This is a genomic window from Methanocalculus sp. (assembly GCF_029762515.1).
Classification (GTDB): domain Archaea; phylum Halobacteriota; class Methanomicrobia; order Methanomicrobiales; family Methanocorpusculaceae; genus Methanocalculus.
Map to the genome: position 1 here is coordinate 1 of NZ_JARVGN010000260.1, position 3,369 is coordinate 3,369.

4 protein-coding genes and 1 pseudogene are annotated in these 3,369 nt (G+C 49.2%); all 5 read left to right on the forward strand.

The genetic code is table 11. The features are described 5' to 3' along the window. Positions 1 to 1,010 (forward strand): annotated as a pseudogene (locus tag QCH34_RS09250) (V-type ATP synthase subunit I); the annotation flags it as partial. Positions 1,011 to 1,190: 180 nt separating this feature from the next. After that, positions 1,191 to 1,400, forward strand: a complete 210-nt coding sequence (locus QCH34_RS09255; RefSeq protein ID WP_255333016.1) for an ATPase — start codon at positions 1,191 to 1,193, stop codon at positions 1,398 to 1,400. A gap of 105 nt (positions 1,401 to 1,505) precedes the next feature. Beyond that, positions 1,506 to 2,084: a V-type ATP synthase subunit E family protein gene (locus QCH34_RS09260; RefSeq protein WP_300333203.1), complete on the forward strand. Its 579-nt coding sequence runs from the start codon at positions 1,506 to 1,508 to the stop codon at positions 2,082 to 2,084. 6 nt (positions 2,085 to 2,090) lie between these two features. After that, the gene (gene ahaC / locus QCH34_RS09265) at positions 2,091 to 3,152 is read left to right on the forward strand and encodes an ATP synthase A1 subunit C (RefSeq protein WP_300333205.1); all 1,062 of its coding nucleotides are present in this window, start codon (positions 2,091 to 2,093) and stop codon (positions 3,150 to 3,152) included. Beyond that, positions 3,145 to 3,369: V-type ATP synthase subunit F (locus tag QCH34_RS09270; RefSeq protein WP_300333207.1), on the forward strand; the 225-nt coding region annotated here is incomplete at its 3' end. The genes ahaC and QCH34_RS09270, both read left to right, overlap by 8 nt.

Genomic DNA, 3,369 nt, shown 5'->3' on the forward strand with positions numbered 1-3,369 from the left:
AGAGCTATGGCGATGAGGTTGTCATTGATGAACTGCCGACAACCCCGGATATGATGGATGAAGCGCCAACATTTTATGCTAACCCGGCAATTCTCAAGCCATTTGAGTACCTCCTGAGCGTCATCTCACACCCAAAGTACCGGGAGATCGATCCCACTCCGATCTTTGCCGTCTTCTTCCCGCTCTTCTTCGGGTTAATTGTGGGTGATATCGCGTATGGTTTCATTATTTTAGGCATTGCCGTCCTGCTAAAGAAGAAGTTTGGAGAGCGGTTTGACTGGATACATCCTCTCATGAACCTGATGATCATCGCCTCGTTTCCGACGATCATCTTCGGCTTTATATTCGGGGAGTTCTTCGGAGATTTTGGAGAGCATATGGGCTGGTTGCACCCCCTTGAGATCATGGGTGTCACCTGGCACCGGCTTGATGCCCTGATCCCGATGCTCGTCCTGTCAATTGCTATCGGGGTATTTCATATCATATTTGGCCTCTGCCTTGGGATCATCAACCAGTGTACCAAGATGCGATGTACAAAGTATGTCTGTGAATGCAGGAAGCATATCTGTGAAAAAGCAGGGATGATCATCGTCATCGTCAGCATCCTTATCCTGCTCGGATCAATTATACGGATTATACCGGAGATCCTGATGTATCCCGGGATGCTTATGCTTGCTATAGCCCTTGCCATGATCATCTATGGAGGGGGGGTGATCGCCAGTATCGAGGTCATCAGTGTCATCTCCAATATCCTCTCCTATGCACGTATTATGGCAATAGGGACTGCATCGGTCATTCTGGCACTGATTGCCAACCAGGTTGGAGGGATGATGGAGGTAGCGTTTGTCGGGGTGATTGTCGCTGCATTAATTCACCTGATGAATGTCCTGTTAAAGATGTTCGTTGCGTCTCTCCATTCATTCAGGCTTCATATTGTTGAGTTTGCTCCCAAGTTCTCTGAAGGAGGAGGAAAAGTCTATAATCCCTTTGGAAAGGGTGGCCGGGGTTGATTCGATGATATGAACAGCCTTTCTGGTGAAAGTGAGATGAACAACATGGCACAATCGCCGTGTCTGGTGCGCAATATCTCCATATTCGATTCGAATCCCGATTTTGGGGCTTTTGTGCAGGGAATGAGTGAGTCTGTCAAATAATACACATCTGGTACATAAAAGGAGTTGAGTAGGACTATGGATTTTGGTATGCCAATTGGGGCTGGCATCGCATTTGGGCTGGGAGCACTTGGTGCGGGGATCGCAATGTCGAGGATCGGTGCAGCAGGAGCAGGGACGGTGGCTGAAAAGCCTGAACTCTTTGGATATATGCTGATATTGCTTGCAATTCCGGAGACGCTTGCGATCTTTGGTTTCGTCATTGCTGCAATGATCCTGATCATGTAAACGGGGGTGGAAAACAGCACCACTGAAAGCCGGGGAATACCGGAGCAATCCCGGGGCTGTTCTCCAGTGGTTAATCAAATAATCGAATGAGTTATGGAGTGGCAGATGACTGATGAACTGATACAGGCTGTCGAACAATCAGCTCAGGAGGAGATCCGGGGCATTCGGGAGTATGCAGCTGCACAGGTAGCGCGGATAAAAGAGGAGGCACGAGCCGAAGGTAGAAAATTACAACAGCATTATCCCGAGCAATGGAAGAATATGGCTCTTTCCGAGCGGACCGCGATTGTTGCGGCTCGCGAAAAAGCCAGACTTGAACTGTTGCAGATCAAGGAAGGGATCTTTGAAGAGACATTCCGTCATGCCGAAGAGGAACTTGCCGGATTCAGGGATCGTCCGCGGTACGAAGAGTTCCTGAGGCATGTCATTCTGGAGGCACTGGAAGAACTGGATGGTGCATCCGCTCTTCTCCATGTTGACAAACGGGATGAAGCACTCTGTAACAGCATCCTCAAAAAAGAGAATCAAAGCCATCTGGTAATTGCAGATATCGAGTCGATGGGTGGGGTCATTGCCAGTACAACTGATGAATTCATCATCGTCAGGAACACCATTGAATCCCGTTTACAGAGATCGAGGGAAGTGCTCAGGAAAGAGATCTTTTCGATCCTTGACGGAGGGTGAGGCATTATGGATGAGAAGGATTACTCATATGCAAATGCCCGGATCAGGGCAATGAAGAGCCGGCTCCTTGACCATCATGCACTCAATGAACTGACAAACAAACCGGATATTGATACCCTCATCGCTTCGCTTGAAGAGACAGCCTATAAAAACGAACTCCAGAAGGCCGGTGTCGAGTACTCAGGTATTCTCCAGGTTGAGACTGCATTGCGACGGGATCTTGTCGTATCATTCCGGCAGATCCTTCGTTTCTTCCGGGAAGAGGAAGAGAGGATCTCTATCCGGATTATCCTAAACCGGTGGGATATTCAGAATATCAAGACGATTCTCCGTGGAAAGAAGATCAATGCCCATTATGATGAGATCGAGGAGAACCTTGTTCCTGCGGGAGAGCTTGATTATGCTGCACTCATTGAACTCGCCCACCAGCCTGATATCAGGGCTGTCATCGACCTCCTCGCCACCTGGAGGATCGAGTACGCACGCCCCCTCACCCGGAAGTTGCAGGAGTACCTGGAGAAACGCGATCTTGCAATCCTGGAATTTGCCCTTGACCGCTTTTACCTTGAGAATGCCCGCTCAGCCTTTACGGGGGATGACAATTACAACCAGGGTATCGTCCTTGAGCTCCTGAAGACCGAGATCGATGTGGCGAATATCAGAATGGTGCTTCGGGTGGTTCGGGACAGGATACATGTCGAAGAACCTGTTGAGTACCTGATCGATGGCGGAAAGTATCTCTCAATGGATCAGCTTGTACAGATGTTGGCTGCCCGATCTCTTGAAGAGGTTGTTAAAGAGCTGATCCAGACGCCATTTGCATTTCTTGCCGAGGTGGGCAGGGAGGATATTATCCAGGAAAGGGTCTCTGTTCTTGAACGTGAACTTGAACTTTTTCTGATCAAAAAGGGATCTGGATGTTTTCTGAAGGATCCCATGAGTATTGCCATCCCTGTCGGGTATATCTGGGCCAAGCAGAACGAAGTGACAAATATCCGGATTATTGCACGTTCCATCATCGGAGATGTTCCTGAAAAGGAGATGCAGAGGGTGATGACCTATGTATAAATGCATGGTGGTCACCGATCCGGAAACTGCCGCCGGATTCCGGATGGCGGGTGTTGAAGTGATCGAGCTTGCAAACCCCGATGATGCGGAGAAACTCGTCACAAAGCTGCTCCATCGTGATGATACCGGAGTTATTGCGATGAATGAGGATTTCATCGAGAAACTGGATCACCGGATCATGGAGCGGATCGAGCGGTCCTACCGGCCGATCATCATT

Bases quoted from the DNA above. Each gene is read 5' to 3' on its own strand.
- QCH34_RS09255 (WP_255333016.1), top strand. From the start codon at position 1,191: ATGGATTTTGGTATGCCAATTGGGGCTGGCATCGCATTTGGGCTGGGA.
- QCH34_RS09260 (WP_300333203.1), top strand. From the start codon at position 1,506: ATGACTGATGAACTGATACAGGCTGTCGAACAATCAGCTCAGGAGGAG.
- ahaC (WP_300333205.1), top strand. From the start codon at position 2,091: ATGGATGAGAAGGATTACTCATATGCAAATGCCCGGATCAGGGCAATG.